The organism is Bradyrhizobium sp. CCBAU 21365, from assembly GCF_015291305.1.
GTDB lineage: Bacteria > Pseudomonadota > Alphaproteobacteria > Rhizobiales > Xanthobacteraceae > Bradyrhizobium > Bradyrhizobium elkanii.
Genome location: NZ_CP030036.1, coordinates 6,855,935 through 6,871,324 on the forward strand (window position 1 = coordinate 6,855,935; position 15,390 = coordinate 6,871,324).

The following is a 15,390-nucleotide window of genomic DNA, read 5'->3' on the forward strand; positions in this document are numbered from 1 at the left end:
AAGAAAACGCGTCAAACGCGAACCTACTGCTTCAGCGTCTCGAGGAACCGGACCGGTTCACCGGTGGACGGTGTCGTGACTTCGCCCTGCCACATCACCCGCCTGCCGCGCACAAAGGTGCCGACCGGCCAGCCCTGCACCCGCACGCCGTCATAGGGCGTCCAGGCGGCGCGCGAGGCGATCCATTTGTTGGTGATGGTCTCGCTCCGCTTCAGGTCGACGATGGTGAAGTCGGCATCGTAACCCGCCGCGATGCGACCCTTGCAGGCGATGTTGAACAGGCGCGCGGGCCCCGCGCTGGTGAGATCGACGAAGCGCTGTAGCGACAGCCGCCCGGCATTGACGTGATCGAGCATCAGCGGCACCAGCGTCTGCACACCGGTCATGCCCGACGGCGAGGCCGGATAGCTCTTGGCCTTCTCCTCCAGCGTATGCGGCGCGTGGTCCGAGCCGAGCACGTCGATGATGCCCTGCTCGATGCCGTACCAGATGCCGGCGCGATGATCGGCCGAGCGCACCGGCGGGTTCATCTGGGCCAGCGTGCCGAGCCGCTCGTAGCACTCCGGCGCGGCCATGGTGAGATGGTGCGGCGTCGCCTCGCAGGACGCGACATCCTTGTGGTCGCGCAGGTACAGAATCTCTTCCTTGGTCGAGATGTGCAGCACGTGGATGCGCTTGCCGGTCTCGCGCGCCAGATTGACCAGGCGCTCGGTCGCCATCAGCGCGGCGGTCTCGTCACGCCACACCGGATGCGAGCGCGGGTCGCCCTCGATCCGCCGCGGCTTGCGCTCGTTGAGGCGATATTCGTCCTCGGCATGGAACGCGGCGCGGCGCCGGATCACCTGAAAGATCCGCCGCAGGCTCTCGTCGTCCTCGACCAGCAGCGCGCCGGTGGAGGAGCCGATGAACACCTTGACGCCGGCACAGCCCGGCGCGCGCTCGAGCTCCGGCAGGTCCTGCACGTTCTCGCGGGTGCCGCCGATGAAGAACGCGAAATCGCAATGCATGCGATGGCGGCCGCGCTTGATCTTGTCGGTGAACGCCTCTTCGGTGACCGTCAGCGGATTGGTGTTCGGCATCTCGAACACGGCGGTGACCCCGCCCATCACCGCGCTGCGCGAGCCGGTCTCGAGGTCTTCCTTCTGGGTCAACCCCGGCTCGCGGAAATGCACCTGGGTGTCCATCACGCCGGGCAGGATGTGCAGGCCCTTGCAGTCGATCACCTCGCCGGCCGAAGCCTGACCGAGCGAGCCGATCGCGGCGATGCGGCCGCCCGCGATACCGATATCGCGCACGCCCTCGCCGTCCTGATTGACCACGGTGCCGGATTTTAGAATGGTGTCAAAATGCTGATTCATCGGTCCTCGACGCCCGCTTTCGGCTGTCGCCCGGGCCTTGTTCGGCGCACTCTAGCGCCTTAGCTTGGCAGGGGATATCGCGGCCTGCGCGTTTCCCAAGGAACTTGGAAAAAGAGCCAATTTTGCGAATGAAAGCAGCGTTTCTTCCAGATCGGGGCGTAGTCAAGGTCTCTGGCGAGGACGCCCGCAACTTCCTCAACGGCCTCATCACCGCCGATATCGCCGAGCTGCGCGCGGGACAGGCCCGGTTTGGCGCGCTGCTGACGCCGCAGGGCAAGATCATCGTCGATTTCCTGATCACCGAGATACCTGCCGGCCATGGCGGCGGCTTCCTGATCGACGCGCCGCGCGCGCTCGCCAAGGGCCTCGCCGACAAGCTCGGCTTCTACAAGCTGCGCGCCAAGGTCGTGGTCGAGAACCTTTCCGACAGCCTCGGTGTGCTGGCAGCCTGGGATGGCGATCCGGTGGCGACACCGGATCTCGCGTTCGCCGATCCGCGCACCCCCACGCTCGGCTGGCGCATCCTGATCCCGGAAGATTTGAAGCAGAAGCTCGCCGAGCTGATCGGTGCCGACCTCGTCGACTCCAGCGCCTATGAGGCGCATCGGATCGCCACCGGAGTGCCGCGCGGCGGGCTCGACTTCATGTATGGCGACGCCTTCCCGCACGAGACCAATATGGATCGCCTGAGCGGCGTCGATTTCGACAAGGGCTGCTATGTCGGCCAGGAGGTGGTGTCGCGCATGCAGCACCGCGGCACGGCGCGCACTCGCACAGTGAAGATCATTCTCGATGGCCCCGCGCCAGAGGCTGGCGCAACGATCCTGGCCGGCGACAAGCAGGTCGGCACCATCGGCTCGACCGCCGGCGAGAAAGGTCTCGCGCTCGTGCGCATCGACCGCGTCGCCGACGCGCTCGATGCCGGCCTTGCGCTGACCGCGGGCGGGCTGTCGCTTCACCTCGCCGAACCTGACGCCGTCCGCATCACACCCAAGCAGACCGTCGCATGAGCCGTACCGCGCAACTGCATCCCGACGGCAAGACACGCTGCCCCTGGCCGGGCGAGGATGCGTTCTACGTCGCCTATCACGACAATGAATGGGGCGTGCCGGAATATGACGACCGCGCACTCTATGAAAAGCTGATCCTAGACGGCTTCCAGGCCGGCCTGTCCTGGATCACGATCCTGCGCAAGCGCGAGAATTTCCGCAAAGCCTTCGACGATTTCCAGCCCGAGAAGATCGCGCGCTACAACGACAAGAAGGTGCACGCGCTGATGAACGACGCCGGCATCGTCCGCAACCGCGCCAAGATCGAAGGCGCGGTGGCGAGTGCGAAGGGTTATCTGGAGATCATGGAGAAAGGCCCGGGCTTCTCGAAATTCCTCTGGGACTTCGTCGACGGCAAGCCGAAGGTCAATCAATTCAAGACCACCGCGAGTGTGCCGGCCTCGACGCCGGTCTCGATCAAGGTCTCCAAGGAGCTCGGCGCGCGCGGCTTCAAATTCGTCGGCCCCACCATCGTCTACGCCTTCATGCAGGCGACCGGCATGGTCAACGACCACCTCGTCACCTGCTTCTGCCACGAAGCCTGCAGCGGCAAGCTCCGCACGCCGCGGCTCAAGAAAAAATGACGGCGCGCAAATCGACGGAGGCTACCCGCGCCTGGCAGCGGATGTTGTCCGGACGCCGGCTGGACCTGCTCGATCCGTCACCGCTCGATATCGAGATCGTCGATATCGCGCACGGGTTGGCGCGGGTCGCGCGCTGGAATGGTCAGACCAGCGGCGCGCACATCTTCTCGGTGGCGCAGCATACGTTGCTGGTCGAGGCGGTAATGCGCCAGCAGATGCCACGCGTCGATATCAGCCATCGTCTCGCCGCACTGCTGCATGACGCACCCGAATATGTCATCGGCGACATGATCTCGCCGTTCAAGGCGGTGCTGTCAGGCGAATACAAGACGGTGGAGAAGCGGCTGTTGTCGGCGATCCATGTCCGCTTCGGCCTGCCCGCGGTGCTGGCGGACGAGATCACCCAGCAGATCAAGGCCGCCGATCGCGGCGCCGCGTATCTGGAGGCGACGCATCTGGCGGGATTTTCGCAAGCCGAGGCCAAGCGGCTGTTCGGCCGCGATCCGGAACTGCCCGAAGCGACCGAACGCGACTATCTGACGCCGTGGACCGCAGCGCGGGCCGAAAAGCAGTTTCTCGAGCGCTTCAAGGCATTGCACGCGTCATAGGAGCGGCACACGTGCCGCCGGTTGCGCCGCAAAACGCAGAATCGGCATAGCACCCCCGCCTTTGCCCGTTCGGGAGCAGCCGTTATAATCCGGTGTACCCGATAAAAGGACCATCATGCTTCACGTCTGCTCGCTTGCCGCACTCTCCGACACGGTTCGCGCCACCGGCGCCAGCCATGTACTGACCGTGATGGCCAATGTCGACCAGGTTCAGCGGCCGCCCTCCGTGCTGCCGGCCAACCACCTGAAAGTGTCGATGGACGACATCATCGAACAGATGGACGGGTTCGTTGCGCCCAACGAGACGCATATCGAGAAGGTGCTGAGCTTCGTGCGCGGCTGGGATCGCCAAGCACCGATGGTGGTGCATTGCTACGCCGGCATCAGCCGTTCGACCGCGAGCGCATTTGCCACGGTCTGCGCGCTCAACCCGCACCGCGACGAAATGTCCATCGCCCGGATGATCCGCGAGGCCTCGCCGATCGCGGCCCCCAACCGGCTGATCGTCAGCCTCGCCGACAAGGCGCTGGGACGCGAGGGCCGGATGCTGCGCGCACTCGACGCGATGGGTCCCGGCAGCATGAGCGTCGAAGGGCGGCCTTTCCACATCGATCTGGACTAAGCGCGGCCGGTGACGGCCGATCGCTTGAACTTCCGGTCCTCCTTACTGCACTACTAGGTTGCGACGGGCCGCCGGCTGGCCAAGTCCGGCGCGTCCTGCCGGAGGCCCGATGTTCGATTCGCCATTCGACTTCCTGACGCTCGTCCTCGCCATCGTCGCGATCATTTTCGCGCGCAAGGCGCTGGGCCGGATCGACCTCCTGCAGCGACGGCTGGATGCGATCGAGGCCGCGGGCGGCGCCGCCGCGCGGACGGCCGTGCCGCCGCCGCTGGCCCCTATGCAGGAGTTCGAGCAGACGCTGCCGACGGCGCCTTCCATCACGCCGCCACCGCTCCCGGAGGCCGCTCCCGGCGAGCCAGCCGCGCAGAGCGAGCCAGCCGCGGACGCTGTAGGCGCCGCACCGCCGCCCCTGCCAGAACCGCCGGCGCCGCCGCAGCCGGCGCCTGGCTTCGAGGAGACGCTCGGCACGCGCTGGGTGGTTTGGATCGGCGGCCTGACGCTCGCGCTCGGCGGCTTCTTCATGGTGCGCTATTCGATCGAGGCGGGGTTGCTCGGCCCCGGCGTTCGCACGATGCTCGGCGGATTGTTTGCGCTGGCGCTGCTCGGCGCCGGTGAATGGACCAGGCGCCAGGAAGGCATCTCCAATATCGCGGCGCTGCCGATCGCCAACATCCCGGCGATCCTCACCGCGGCCGGCACCGCCGTGGCATTCGCCACCGTCTACGCCGCCTACGCGCTGTACGACTTCCTCGCGCCCGCAACCGCTTTCATCCTGCTCGGCATGGTCGCGCTCGGCACGCTGGCCGCCGCGCTGCTGCACGGACCTGCGCTGGCCGGGCTCGGCACCGTCGGCGCCTTCGTCACGCCGCTGCTGGTGTCGTCAGACAAACCCGACTTCTGGTCGCTTTACATTTACCTCGCCATCGTCACGGCGGCGGCATTCGGCCTCGCCCGCATCCGGCTGTGGCGCTGGCTCGCGGTCACGACGATCGCCTTCGCGCTGCTGTGGACCTTCCCATGCCTGGCGTGCGGGCCCGAGATGATCGCGCCGCACGTCTTCCACGTGATCGCAGGCTTCGTGCTGGCGGCGCTGCTCGTGGTCTGCGGCTTCATGTTCGGCCCCGACGGCGATGGTGAGGAGATCGAGCCGATTTCGTCGGGCTCGCTCGCCGCCTATCTGCTCGGTGCGATGCTGATCGTGCTCAACAGCGCCCACGCCGACACCGCGATGATCGGCTTTGCGCTGCTGACAGCCGCAAGCCTGCCTGTCGCCTGGCGGGCGCCTGCCGCTACCCGTGCGATCGGCGCCGCGTCGATCTTCGTGTTCATTGTGTTCGGCGAATGGGCCGTCCGCCGCAACGTCGACATGCTGGTGCTGCCGGGCGGCGCGATCCCCGGCATTGGTCCGTCCGCGACTGATGGCTCGGTCTCGCTGCATCTCGTCACCGCGGCGCTGTTCGCAGCCGCCTTCGGCATCGCCGGCTTCCTCGCGCAATTCCGTTTTGCCACGACGAAGGTCACGGTGACCTGGGCCGCGGCGGCGGTGTTCACGCCGGTCGCGCTGCTGGTCGCGCTCTATGCACGCATCGCGCATCTCGACCGTTCGATCCCGTTCGCGATCCTCGCCGTGCTGCTGGCGGCGGCCTACGCAGCCGCGACCGAGGCGCTGACCCGGCGCGGCGAGCGGCCGGAGCTGTCGCCGTCGATTGCGTTGTCCGCCACCGGCGCCCTCGCCTCGCTGGCGCTGGCGCTGACCTTCGCACTCGACAAGGGCTGGCTCACCATCGCGCTCGCGCTGGTGTCGATGGGCACGGCGTGGCTGTCGGTGCGGCGGCCGATTCCGTTCCTGCGCTGGCTTGCCGCGATCCTGGCCGGCATCGTGATGCTGCGCATCGGCTATGAGCCGCGGATCGCGGGCGACGCTGTCGGCACCACGCCGATCTTCAACTGGCTGCTGTGGGGCTATGGCGTGCCGGCGCTGTCATTCTGGGCGGCAAGCCATTTCCTGCGCCGCAGCGGCGACGACGTCCCGCTGCGCATCGTCGAGGCCGCCGCGATCCTGTTCACGGTGCTGCTCGCCTTCATGGAGATCCGCCACGCGGTCAACAGCGGCGATGTCTATTACGCCAGCGCCGGGCTGACCGAGGTCGCACTGCAAGTCGGCGTGACGCTTGCGATGGCGATCGGACTGGAGCGGCTGCGCCTGCGTAGCGGCAGCATCGTGCACAATGTCGGCGCGATCCTGCTGACCGCGTTCGCCGGGCTTGCCAGCCTGTTCGGGCTGCTGGCACTGGAGAACCCGATGCTGTGGTGGCAGGACGTCGGCGGCAGCTTCATCAATCTGCTGCTGCTCGGTTACGCGCTGCCGGCGGTGCTGGCGCTGCTGCTGTCCTATGCGGTGGCGCGCCACCGTCCTGCCGGCTATGCCAACACGATCGCCGCCGCCGCGCTGGTGCTTGCGCTCGCCTATGTCACGTTCGAAATCCGCAGGCTCTACCATGGACCGGTGCTAACGCGCGGCGAGACCACGGGCGCGGAGCAGTACACCTATTCGATCGCCTGGCTGATGTTCGGCGTCGCGCTGCTCGGCATCGGCGTCATGGTCAACTCGCAGCGGGCGCGCCTCGCGTCTGCTGCGGTGATCGGGCTGACGATCCTGAAGGCGTTCCTGATCGACATGTCGACGCTCACGGGTGTCTACCGCGCGCTGTCGTTCATGTGCCTTGGCATCGTGCTGGTCGCGATCGGCTGGTTGTATCAGCGGATCCTGTTTCGCAGGCGAACCGCTCCGCCGCTCGCGGAGGCTGAGGGTTAGGACCTGCCGTCCCGAAAGACAGCCTTCAGTCGACGGACTCGGCGACCAGTCGAATCCTGAACACGGGTTTTCTGCCCTCGTCGAGCAGCTCCATGTGCCATTCGCTGTTCTGCTTCAGATTGCGCGAAATGCTGCCGAGAAAATTTCCGCAGACCTTGGTCATCTCGGCCCAGGCCACGTCGCGGCTTTCAAACTCCGTCGCGTGGTCGGATGCACCAGCGTAATCGCCGTCACTGATTCGAAAAAAATATTGCGCCATATGACTACTCAAAATCAGAGGCCCCAATGTCCCGCCTCGCGGCGAACGCCAGGTATTGAGTAGCGAGCAAGGCGTGGCGACCGCCATCCGTATGACTACGGTTTGGCGGCGCTATTCCCGCTAGCGCGCAGATGAAAGGTTAGTCGGTGGAGCGGCGCAATTCCGGCGCGCTCTCGACCTTGGCGGGCTCGGCCTTCACCGGCTCGAGCTTCGCGCTTCCGACCTGCGGCGTCTCAACGCGCGACACTTCGGTCTGCGAGGCATCCGCGGATCGGGTGCGCGGATGCAGCGAGCGCGGACGCGCCGCCGCGCGCGCCATCAGCATCTGCTGGCCGCCTTGGTGATGGAAATCGCAATAGGCAAAGCCCATACCGGAGACCGAGCCGCGGAACGAGCGGTCGTCCTGCTTGTCGAGATTGAAGCACGGTTCGAACGGAATGCCCTTCAGGGACGCGCAAACGCTCTGACCGCGGATCTGCAGCGTGTTGCCGGGCAGGCGCAGGTGACGGATCGGCCCCGAGCCGGAGAACTGGACCGAGCCTGCCGCGCCCAGATCGTCGAGGATGCGGCCGGCACCGCGGGTGCCATCGAAACAGGTGAACTCGAACACCTTGCCGGCGACGAACCTGCGGGCCTCATCGGCGTTCATCTGGCCCGCGATTGCCGGCACGACCATCGCTCCGGCCGTGACGGCCCCCAACACCAAACGCGCAAGCATGAGCTACTCCACTGACGAGCGCGGGCACTCGCTCCTTGTTGCGCATGACCCCGCACCAACGCTTTTCGGCGTCTGCGCGAGGAAACCCGGCCCCCCGGGATCATGCCGCAAGTCTCTTTACCCGCTGCTTACCATACCAACAGTGGCAACATTGGAGCAGCTTGGTTGGTAAAGTCTGAACGTCCTCAGACTATTTTGACCACGATGCGGCCGCGGACCTGGCCACCGAGGATTTTCGCGCCAAAGCCCATGACTTCGTCCAGGGCGATTTCGTGAGTGATATCAGCCAGTTTCGCCTTATCCAGGTCGCTGGCAAGACGGCGCCAGGCAGTCCTCCGCAGCTCGATCGGACACATTACTGAATCGATACCGAGAAGGCACACACCCCGCAAAATGAAGGGCGCGACCGACGACGGCAGATCCATACCGGCTGCCAGACCGCAGGCCGCGATGGCTCCGCCATACTTCGTCATCGACAGCAGGTTGGCGAGCGTGGTCGACCCGACGCTGTCGACGCCGCCGGCCCAGCGCTCCTTCGCCAGGGCCTTGGGCGCACCTGACAGTTCGGCGCGGTCGATCACCTCGGTGGCGCCGAGACCCTTGAGATAATCGGTCTCCGACATCCGCCCGGTCGACGCGATGACGTGGTAGCCGAGCTTCGAGAGCACGGCGATCGCCACCGAGCCGACGCCGCCGGCGGCACCCGTGACTACCACAGGGCCGCTCTTCGGGGTCAGACCGTGCTTCTCCAGCGCCAGCACCGAGAGCATCGCGGTATAGCCGGCGGTACCGACCGCCATCGCATCGCGGGCCGAGATGCCGTCGGGCAGCCGCACCAGCCAGTCGCCCTTGACGCGGGCCTTTTCGGCGTAGGCGCCGAGATGGGTCTCGCCCATGCCCCAGCCGTTGCAGACGACCTTGTCGCCCGCCTTCCAGTCCGGATGGCTGGATTGCTCGACCGTGCCGGCGAAATCGATGCCGGCGATCATCGGGAACCGGCGCACCACCGGCGCCTTGCCGGTCAGTGCGAGGCCGTCCTTGTAGTTCAGCGTCGACCACTCGACGAGGACGGTGACGTCGCCGTCCATCAGCTCGGCTTCGTCGAATTGGGTGAGTGCGGCGGTGGTACCCTTGTCCGCCTTGTCGATCCTGATTGCCTTGAACGTTGCCACGATGTGCACTCCCCGTAATCTTGGTTTCGGGGAATGGTTTACCCCATCAGGCAGGCTGCGCAACCGGGCGAACGACGGGCTTTTCGACAATCGGCAGGTTGATCAGCGCCGACAGCACGCCAAACAGCACCGACAGCCACCAGATCGGGGTGTAGGAGCCATACTGCTCGAACACGATGCCGCCGAGCCAGACTCCGAGGAAGCCGCCAACCTGATGGCTGACGAAGGCGAAGCCGTACAGCGTCGCAAACCAGCGCGTGCCGAACATCAGCGCCACCAGCGCCGAGGTCGGCGGCACCGTGGAGAGCCAGGTCAGGCCGGAGATGGCGCCGAACGCAATCGCCGAGAAGGTCGTGATCGGGAACGAGATGAAGGCGATGATCGACAGCGCGCGGGTGAAGTAGATCACCGACAGGATGTAGCGCTTCGGGAAAACGTTCTGCAGCCAGCCGACGCTGAGCGAGCCCACGATGTTGAACAGGCCGATCGCCGCGATCACCCAGCCGCCGGTCGATGCCGGAATGCCGCGGTCGGCGAGATAGGCCGGCAGATGCACGGTGATGAAGGCGAGTTGGAAGCCGCAGGTGAAGAAGCCGAGCACCAGCAGCACGTAGGAGCGATGGCCGAACGCCTCCGCCAGCGCGGTCTTGAACGACTGCTGATCGGCCGGCGCGGCATCATTCGTCTCCGCCGGCGGTGTCGAGAGCGCCAGCGACAGCGGCAGGATCAGCAGCATCAGCGCGCCGAACACGAGGAGCGCGGTCTGCCAGCCGAAATTGTCGATCATCGCGACGCCGAACGGCGCGAACAGGAATTGGCCGAACGAGCCCGCGGCGGTGCCGGCGCCGAGCGCGATGCCGCGCTGCGCGGGCGGCAACAGCTTGCTGAATGCCGACAGCACCAGGTTGAACGAGGAGCCCGACAGGCCGAAACCGATCAGGACGCCGGCGCCGATATCGAGCGACAGCGGCGTCGTCGAATAGCGCATCAGCAACAGACCCGCGGCGTAAAGCAGTGCGCCGACGACCATGACGCGCAGCAGGCCGAAGCGGTCGGCAATCGCACCGGCGATCGGCTGGCCGAGCCCCCACAGCAGGTTCTGCAGCGCCAGCGCGAGGCCGAACACGTCGCGGCCCCAGGTGAATTCATGGCTCATCGGCTGCACGAAGAAGCCGAGGCTGGAGCGCGGCCCGAAGCTCAGCAGCGCAATCGCGCAGCCGCAGACGATGATGACAAGCGGCGTGCGCCACGTGCCCGACGTCGATCGAAGATCCCCGGTGGTAGCGGCCATCTTGTCTTCCCCCGCAACTGCTGCGCGGGGAGCCGCCCCGCCGAACGTTACGGGGAGTTAATGCAGGTGCATGAAAACCCCAAGAGGGGCCGGAGAAAAATATTCGCCTGCAGGGCTGCTCTGCAGAATCGGAGAGGATGATGACCGTCATTCCGGGGCACGCCGGCCGCGGAACGGGAGGCGGAGGGCCCTATCGCCGGGCGCTGGCCTGCTCGGCCGAGCTCTGGGCGGCCTCGGCAAGTTGCGCCGAGATCTTGGCGGTCTCGGCCGGGTTGCCCCAGCTCGGCGCGTCGCTGCCGTCGCCCCAGGCGCGCGGGCGATAGAAGGTATGGACGCCGAACTTGTACATCTTCTTCATCTCGCTGACCCAGGACGGCCGCACCCAGTAGGCGTGGTAGTGGGTCGAGCGGTTGACTTCCGGCAGCCACAATTCGCCGTCGAGCATCGCCTTCGCGATCTTCCTGGCGCGATCCCACATGTCGGGCTCGCGGACGACGTCAGGGATGTTGTCGCAGGCGAAGGTGAACTGACAGGCGTAGTGGCGGTTCTTGTTCTGGTAGACCACGCCGCACACCGTCTCCGGATATTTGCCGGAGAAGGCGCGGTTCAGCACCACCTGGGCGACCGCGATCTGGCCACGCACCGCTTCGCCGCGGGCTTCGAAATAGACCGCCTCGGCGAGGCACTTCTCCGACTTGGCGCGCGACTTCTCGTCGAACAGGCCGAGCCGCTCCGCCGGCGTCTTGGTGTGCTGGTCGTCGGCATTGACCTCGCCCTTCGGCGCGATGCTCTCGCCCATCTCGCCGGCCTTGACCGGACCGTCGGCATCGACCGGCAACGATGCCATCACCTTCATGTCGGGATCGGGCGTTGCTGCCGGCGTCACGACAACCGGCGCCTCGCCGGGCTGCCAGCGCTCGAGATTCTCCGGCGTGCCGAGCGACGAGCCGAAGAACAGGCTGGCGGTCTGGAATGCGAACGGGTCGCGCTCGCGCGCCGCGTCGGCGGGCGCAGCCGCGGGCTTCGCGGGCGCGGCCTTCAGATCGTCGAGCGGGTTGGCCTCGAGCGAGAGCGACACGTCGTCCTGCTGCGGCGACGGCTTGGCATATTGCGGCAAGGGCGGCGCGCGCAGCGCCTCCTGCAATTCAGGATCGAGCGGCGCGCTGTCGGCGGGCGCGGTCGCGGTCTTCATGCCTTTGACCGACGAATTCGATGTCGCGGGATCTTCGTTCGCCGGCGCGGTATTTGCGGGCTCCGCCGGTTCGACCTGATCGGGCCGCCTGACGACGAGGCGATCGCCCTTGAGGGTGCGATCGACCTTGGGAAAATCGGATGCCTGGTAGCGCGGCGGCGGGGCTGCGATCGGATTGCGCGTCACCGTTCCGGTAATGTCGAGGTTCGAACTGTCCAGTCTGGCGAGCAGGATTTGCGGGCTTTGCGGCGCGGACGTGCCGATCGGACGGCCGAAGCTGTAGGTCGCGACCTGGATGGAGCCGACGGCGGAGGCGAAGACGCGCTTCTGCCAGCGCTCGGCGACGCCGGGCTGCCGGGCCAGGAGCGAGGCAATATCCTGATATCCGATCTCGGTCGGCATCAGTGCGAAGATGCCAAGACCGAGACCGAAGAGCGCAAGACGTGCGCCCTTCGGCTGGTTACGCGACACAAACATCGTACGCTCACGCAACGCTTACTGAGTGCAATCGAACGCGGTACATCCGCGCAATTCGACCTTTCTCGTTGCTAAACCGTTTAGGTTGCCGCGGAGTTAATCGGCGTTGCTCGCGCGCTACACTCAAGCGATCGCGCATCTTTCGCATGTTGCATTGCGCGCTTTGGTAAACGCGCGGCGCATGAAAGTCGTAAACGACAGGTCAACGAAGATGGTGAACAAGGTGTTACGCGCCACCGTCGCTGCGTGCTGACGACGGCGCACGCAAGAAGCAAAAATGGCCGGGACTTGGTCCCGGCCATTGCACTTCTCTGAACTACATAATCGCTCACGCCTGGCTGGCGATCTCCTTGCCGAGCGCGGCCTGCGCTGCGGCGAGACGCGCGATCGGCACGCGATAGGGCGAGCACGAGACGTAGTCGAGCCCGACCTCGTGGCAGAACGCGACCGACGCGGGATCGCCGCCGTGCTCGCCGCAGATGCCGACCTTGAGGCTCGGCCGCGTCTTGCGGCCGCGGGTGACGCCGATCCTGACGAGTTCGCCGACGCCGTCGCGATCGACCGAGATGAACGGATCGATCTCGAGAATGCCCTTGGCGACATAGGTGCCGAGGAAGCTCGCGGCGTCGTCGCGGCTGATGCCGTAGGTGGTCTGCGTCAGGTCGTTGGTGCCGAAGGAGAAGAACTCCGCGGTCTCGGCCACCTCGCCCGCCATCAGGCAGGCGCGCGGCAGCTCGATCATGGTGCCGACCTGGTAGCTCAGCTTGACGCCGGTTTCCTTCATCACCGCGTTGGCGGTCGCATCGATCCGCGCCTTGACCAGATCGAACTCGGCCTTGGTCGCGATCAGCGGCACCATCACCTCGAGACCGACCGGCTTGCCGGTGCGCTTGCCGGCCTCGACGGCGGCCTCGAAGATCGCGCGCGCCTGCATCTCGGCGATCTCCGGGTAGGCGATCGCAAGACGGCAGCCGCGGAAACCGAGCATCGGGTTGAACTCGGAGAGTTCGCGGGCGCGGTCGGCGAGCTTGCGCGGATCGGTGTTCATGGCGCGCGCCACTTCCTCGATCTCGGCCTGGGTGTGCGGCAGGAACTCGTGCAGCGGCGGATCGAGCAAGCGGATCGTGACCGGCAGACCCTGCATGATCTCGAACAGCTCGACGAAGTCGGCGCGCTGCATCGGCAGCAGCTTCGACAGCGCGGCGCGGCGCGACTGCTCGTCCTCGGAGAGGATCATCTCGCGCACGGTGCGGATGCGGGTCTCTTCGAAGAACATGTGCTCGGTGCGGCAGAGGCCGATGCCTTCCGCGCCGAACTTCACCGCGGTGCGCGCGTCATCGGGCGTATCGCCGTTGACGCGGACGCCGAGCTTGCGGACCTCGTCGGCCCAGCCCATCAGCGTGCCGAACTCGCCGGACAGTTCCGGCTCGATCATCGGCATGCGGCCGGCCAGCACCTGTCCGACCGAGCCGTCGATCGTGATGACGTCGCCGGTCTTGAAGGTGCGCGACCCCACGCTCATGGTGCCGCGGCCGTAATCGACGCGAATGGTGCCGCAGCCGGAGACGCAGGGCTTGCCCATGCCGCGCGCGACCACCGCCGCGTGCGAGGTCATGCCGCCGCGGGTGGTGAGGATGCCTTCCGCGGCGTGCATGCCGTGGATGTCTTCCGGGCTGGTCTCGATGCGGACCAAAATCACCTTGCGTCCGTCGGCCTGCAGCTTGGCCGCTTCGTCCGACGAGAACACGATCTCGCCGGAGGCAGCGCCGGGCGAGGCCGGCAGGCCGGTCGCGATCACGTCGCGCTTGGCGGCCGGATCGATGGTCGGGTGCAGCAGCTGGTCGAGCGAGGCCGGATCAATCCGCGTCACCGCGTCCTTGCGCGAGATCAGGCCTTCATTGGCGAGCTCGACCGCGATGCGCAGCGCCGCCTTCGCGGTGCGCTTGCCGCCGCGGGTCTGCAGCATCCACAGCTTGCCCTGCTCGACCGTGAACTCCATGTCCTGCATGTCGCGGTAATGCTTCTCGAGCAGCGTATAGATCCGCGTCAGCTCCTTGAACGCGACCGGCATCGCGGCTTCCATCGACAGCTTGTCGGAGCCGGATTCCTGGCGCGCTTCCTCGGTGATGTCCTGCGGCGTGCGGATGCCGGCAACGACGTCCTCGCCCTGCGCGTTGATCAGGAACTCGCCGTAGAGCTTGCTTTCGCCGGTCGAGGGGTTGCGGGTGAACGCGACGCCGGTGGCCGAGGTCTCGCCCATGTTGCCAAACACCATCGCCTGCACGTTGACGGCGGTGCCCCAGGATTCCGGAATGTCATGCAGCTTGCGATAGGTCACCGCGCGGGCGTTCATCCAGGATGAGAACACCGCGCCGATCGCGCCCCACAGCTGGTCGTGCGGATCCTGCGGGAAGTCGTGGCCGGTCTCCTTGGCGACCGCCTCCTTGTACTTGCCGACCAGTTCGACCCAGTCGTCGCCGGTGAGGTCGGTGTCGAGCGAATAGCCCTGGCCGTCCTTGAAGGTATCGAGGATGTCCTCGAAGTGATGATGCTCGAAGCCGAGCACCACGTCCGAATACATCGTGATGAAGCGGCGATAGCTGTCATAGGCGAAGCGGCGGTCACCGGAGAGTTCGGCGAGCGCCTCGACGGTGCGGTCGTTGAGGCCGAGGTTGAGCACGGTGTCCATCATGCCCGGCATCGAGGCGCGCGCGCCCGAGCGGACCGAGACCAGCAGCGGGTTCTTGGCGTCGCCGAACGTCTTGCCGGTCAGCTTGCCGACATAGTCGAGCGCCTTCTCAACCTGTGCTTTCAATTCCTTCGGATACGTCTTGTCGTGCTCGTAGAAATAGGTGCAGACCGAGGTCGGAATGGTGAAGCCGGGAGGCACCGGCAGGCCGAGATTGGCCATTTCCGCCAGGTTGGCGCCCTTGCCGCCGAGCAGATTGCGCAAGGTCGCCTGGCCCTCGGCCTTGCCGTCGCCGAACGTATAGACCCACTTGCCGGCCTTGATCGCAGCCGGGGCCGCCTTCTTCGCAACGGCCTTCGCCGGCGCCTTGCTGGCGGGCTTTGCGGCCGGCTTTGCAGCCGATTTGGGGGCGGCTTTCGGCGCCGCCTTCGGGGCGCTCTTCTTCAGCGCCTTGCGCGCTGGTGCGGCCTTGCGGGCTGCGGCGGAGGGCTTTGATTTCGCTGCTGTTTTCTCGGCAGTTTTCTTGGACTTCGCGACGGCTTTGGCCATGTCAGAC

12 protein-coding genes are annotated in these 15,390 nt (G+C 66.2%); 5 read left to right on the forward strand and 7 right to left on the reverse strand.

Annotated features, from left to right (window positions below; translation table 11 throughout):
- Window positions 1-23: 23 nt before the first annotated feature.
- A complete protein-coding gene (locus XI02_RS32345) occupies window positions 24-1,358 on the reverse strand; it encodes a dihydroorotase (RefSeq protein ID WP_069278045.1) in 1,335 nt (444 codons plus the stop codon).
- A gap of 119 nt (window positions 1,359-1,477) precedes the next feature.
- Here XI02_RS32345 and XI02_RS32350 point away from each other — a divergent pair, with 119 nt between their 5' ends.
- From XI02_RS32350 to XI02_RS32370, 5 genes are all read left to right on the forward strand, one after another.
- Window positions 1,478-2,368: a folate-binding protein YgfZ gene (locus XI02_RS32350; protein WP_244981137.1), complete on the forward strand. Its 891-nt coding sequence runs from the start codon at window positions 1,478-1,480 to the stop codon at window positions 2,366-2,368.
- Window positions 2,365-2,991, forward strand: coding sequence for a DNA-3-methyladenine glycosylase I (locus tag XI02_RS32355; protein WP_016844261.1), 627 nt, complete (start codon window positions 2,365-2,367; stop codon window positions 2,989-2,991). The genes XI02_RS32350 and XI02_RS32355 overlap by 4 nt, the downstream gene beginning before the upstream one ends.
- Window positions 2,988-3,599, forward strand: coding sequence for a YfbR-like 5'-deoxynucleotidase (locus XI02_RS32360; RefSeq protein ID WP_016844262.1), 612 nt, complete (start codon window positions 2,988-2,990; stop codon window positions 3,597-3,599). The genes XI02_RS32355 and XI02_RS32360 overlap by 4 nt, the downstream gene beginning before the upstream one ends.
- A 115-nt stretch (window positions 3,600-3,714) precedes the next feature.
- Window positions 3,715-4,221: a tyrosine phosphatase family protein gene (locus XI02_RS32365; protein ID WP_018273050.1), complete on the forward strand. Its 507-nt coding sequence runs from the start codon at window positions 3,715-3,717 to the stop codon at window positions 4,219-4,221.
- A 109-nt stretch (window positions 4,222-4,330) separates the two neighbouring features.
- Entirely contained in the window at window positions 4,331-7,036 is a 2,706-nt protein-coding gene (locus tag XI02_RS32370) for a DUF2339 domain-containing protein (RefSeq protein ID WP_194483248.1), read from the forward strand.
- 25 nt (window positions 7,037-7,061) lie between these two features.
- Here XI02_RS32370 and XI02_RS32375 read toward each other — a convergent pair whose 3' ends face one another.
- The 6 genes from XI02_RS32375 to ppdK form a co-directional block, all read right to left on the reverse strand.
- Window positions 7,062-7,295, reverse strand: coding sequence for a hypothetical protein (locus tag XI02_RS32375; RefSeq protein ID WP_016844381.1), 234 nt, complete (start codon window positions 7,293-7,295; stop codon window positions 7,062-7,064).
- Between the two features lie 139 nt (window positions 7,296-7,434).
- On the reverse strand, window positions 7,435-8,013 hold the full coding sequence (locus tag XI02_RS32380; protein ID WP_172647390.1) for a hypothetical protein: 579 nt from the start codon (window positions 8,011-8,013) through the stop codon (window positions 7,435-7,437).
- Between the two features lie 185 nt (window positions 8,014-8,198).
- Window positions 8,199-9,185, reverse strand: a complete 987-nt coding sequence (locus XI02_RS32385) for an MDR family oxidoreductase (protein WP_172647389.1) — start codon at window positions 9,183-9,185, stop codon at window positions 8,199-8,201.
- Window positions 9,186-9,231: 46 nt separating this feature from the next.
- Window positions 9,232-10,476 (reverse strand): MFS transporter, encoded by a 1,245-nt coding sequence (locus tag XI02_RS32390; protein WP_172647388.1) that lies wholly within the window; start codon window positions 10,474-10,476, stop codon window positions 9,232-9,234.
- Window positions 10,477-10,666: 190 nt separating this feature from the next.
- Window positions 10,667-12,145, reverse strand: coding sequence for a cell wall hydrolase (locus XI02_RS32395; protein ID WP_172647387.1), 1,479 nt, complete (start codon window positions 12,143-12,145; stop codon window positions 10,667-10,669).
- Between the two features lie 328 nt (window positions 12,146-12,473).
- Window positions 12,474-15,383 (reverse strand): pyruvate, phosphate dikinase, encoded by a 2,910-nt coding sequence (ppdK, locus tag XI02_RS32400; protein ID WP_172647386.1) that lies wholly within the window; start codon window positions 15,381-15,383, stop codon window positions 12,474-12,476.
- Window positions 15,384-15,390 lie beyond the last annotated feature (7 nt).

Bases quoted from the DNA above. Each gene is read 5' to 3' on its own strand.
- XI02_RS32375 (WP_016844381.1), bottom strand. From the start codon at position 7,295: ATGGCGCAATATTTTTTTCGAATCAGTGACGGCGATTACGCTGGTGCA.
- XI02_RS32355 (WP_016844261.1), top strand. From the start codon at position 2,365: ATGAGCCGTACCGCGCAACTGCATCCCGACGGCAAGACACGCTGCCCC.
- XI02_RS32360 (WP_016844262.1), top strand. From the start codon at position 2,988: ATGACGGCGCGCAAATCGACGGAGGCTACCCGCGCCTGGCAGCGGATG.
- ppdK (WP_172647386.1), bottom strand. From the start codon at position 15,383: ATGGCCAAAGCCGTCGCGAAGTCCAAGAAAACTGCCGAGAAAACAGCA.
- XI02_RS32390 (WP_172647388.1), bottom strand. From the start codon at position 10,476: ATGGCCGCTACCACCGGGGATCTTCGATCGACGTCGGGCACGTGGCGC.
- XI02_RS32395 (WP_172647387.1), bottom strand. From the start codon at position 12,145: ATGTTTGTGTCGCGTAACCAGCCGAAGGGCGCACGTCTTGCGCTCTTC.
- XI02_RS32370 (WP_194483248.1), top strand. From the start codon at position 4,331: ATGTTCGATTCGCCATTCGACTTCCTGACGCTCGTCCTCGCCATCGTC.
- XI02_RS32345 (WP_069278045.1), bottom strand. From the start codon at position 1,358: ATGAATCAGCATTTTGACACCATTCTAAAATCCGGCACCGTGGTCAAT.
- XI02_RS32365 (WP_018273050.1), top strand. From the start codon at position 3,715: ATGCTTCACGTCTGCTCGCTTGCCGCACTCTCCGACACGGTTCGCGCC.
- XI02_RS32380 (WP_172647390.1), bottom strand. From the start codon at position 8,013: ATGCTTGCGCGTTTGGTGTTGGGGGCCGTCACGGCCGGAGCGATGGTC.